1 protein-coding gene and 1 pseudogene are annotated in these 1,900 nt (G+C 76.5%); one reads left to right on the plus strand and one right to left on the minus strand.

Translation table 11 applies throughout. The features are described from left to right. Positions 1-1,569: an FAD-binding oxidoreductase gene (locus BG452_RS33940; protein ID WP_188308192.1), complete on the plus strand. Its 1,569-nt coding sequence runs from the start codon at positions 1-3 to the stop codon at positions 1,567-1,569. An 83-nt stretch (positions 1,570-1,652) separates the two neighbouring features. Here BG452_RS33940 and BG452_RS33945 read toward each other — a convergent pair. After that, positions 1,653-1,900: pseudogene (locus BG452_RS33945) on the minus strand (homoserine dehydrogenase); the annotation flags it as partial.

The following is a 1,900-nucleotide window of genomic DNA, read 5'->3' on the forward strand; positions in this document are numbered from 1 at the left end:
GTGCTGCGGCTCGCCGCCGCGCCGTTGGCGGCGGTGCTCGCGGCCTGCGGCGGACCGGAGCGGCAACCGTCCCCGGCCCCGTCGGCCGCCACCCCATCGCCCTCGCCCCGGCCCGGCACCGCGAGCCCCACCCCCGTCGGCCCGGCCGACTGGGCCGCGCTGGCCAAGGACCTCGGCGGCACCGTCATCGGCCCGCAGGACGGCCGGTACCAGGAGGCGAGCCGGCTCTACCAGCCGCAGTTCGACGGCCTCCACCCCTCCGGGATCGTCTATCCGGCCACCGCCCAGGACGTCGCGACCTGCCTGGCCTTCGCCCGTGGCCACGCCGTCCCGGTGGCGGTGCGCAGCGGCGGGCACAGCTATGCGGGCTGGTCCTCGGGCAGCGGGATGGTCCTGGACCTCGGGTCGATGGCGGGGGTCAGCGGCTCGGGCGGCGCGGCGACGGTCGGGGCCGGGGCGCGGCTGATCGACGTGTACGCGGGGCTGGCGGCCGATGGTGTCACGGTCCCGGCCGGCTCCTGCCCGAGCGTGGGCGTCGCCGGGCTGACCCTGGGCGGCGGCATCGGCGTCACCTCCCGGGCGTACGGGCTGACCTGCGACAGCCTCACCGGCGCCCAGGTGGTCACGGCGGACGGGCGGATCCGGCAGGTGGACGCGAGCACCGACGCCGACCTGTTCTGGGCGCTGCGCGGCGGTGGCGGCGGCAACTTCGGCGTGGTCACCTCCTTCACCTTCCGCACCCACCCGGCGGTGAGCTGCGCGTACGGCTTCCTCTCCTGGCCGTGGTCCGCCGCCGGAGCAGTGGTCGCGGCCTGGCAGACCTGGGTGGCGGCCGCGCCGGACCAGCTCTGGGCGAACCTGCACCTGGACACCTGGCCGGACGGCCGGCTGCGCCTGACCAGCACCGTCAACCTGCTCGGTCCGCAGAGCGAACTCGCGGACCTGGTCGACCGGCTGACCGTGGCTCCGGCCACCGCCTCCCTCCACACCGCGCCGTTCCTGGACACCATGAAGGAGATGGGCGGGGTGGCCGGCTGGTCCGAGGCGGCCGCCCACCTTCCGGGCAGTCTGCCCGGCCAGAACCCCGACGGCCGGCTGACCAGGGCCTCGTACGCGGCCCGGTCCGACTTCTACACCAGGCCGATCGGCACCGCCGGGATCGCGGCGCTGGTGGCCGCCGTCGACCGGTACGCACGGGCCGCGCCGCAGGGCGGGAGTGCCTCGGTCGCCCTCGACGCCCTGGGCGGCGCGGTCAACCGGGTCGCCCCCGGGGACACCGCCTTCGTCCACCGCGGCGCCCTGTTCTCGGCCCAGTACATCGCCAACTACCCCTCCCCCGGCTCCGGTTCGGGCCCGGGCGTGGACCAGTCGCAGGCCTGGCTCCAGGACGTCTGGAGCACCATGCGCCCGTACGCCAGCGGTGAGGCGTACCAGAACTACCCGGACCCGCGGCTGGCCGACTGGGCCCAGGCGTACTACGGCGGCAACCTCGCCCGACTTCGCCGGGTGAAGCGCGGCTACGATCCGGACGGCCTCTTCGCCTTCCCCCAGGCCATCGCGCCGGCCTAGTCCCGGCCCGGTCCTGGCCCGACGCACGCCCGGCCCGACGCAGGCCCGGCTCAGGCCCGGCTCAGGCCCGACGCAGGCTCGGCTCAGCCGAAGCCGTGGGCGCGGGGCGCCGTCACGTCGAGGGTGTCCCGCAGCATCGCCAGCGCCGCCCCGAGCGGGCTGGACCGGCCGCCGCTGACCGTGATGTCACCGGCGTCGGGGCAGCCGTAGACGACCGCCTTCTCCGGGCCGGTGAGCGCGTACAGCGGGTCGCCCGGCGCGGTCTGCTCCAGACGGACCTCGACCAGCAGCGGCCGGTCCGCGCTCGCGCTCGCCACCGCCCGCAGCCGAC

Source organism: Streptomyces sp. CBMA123, from assembly GCF_014596465.1.
In the GTDB taxonomy this organism is placed as follows: Bacteria; Actinomycetota; Actinomycetes; order Streptomycetales; family Streptomycetaceae; genus Kitasatospora.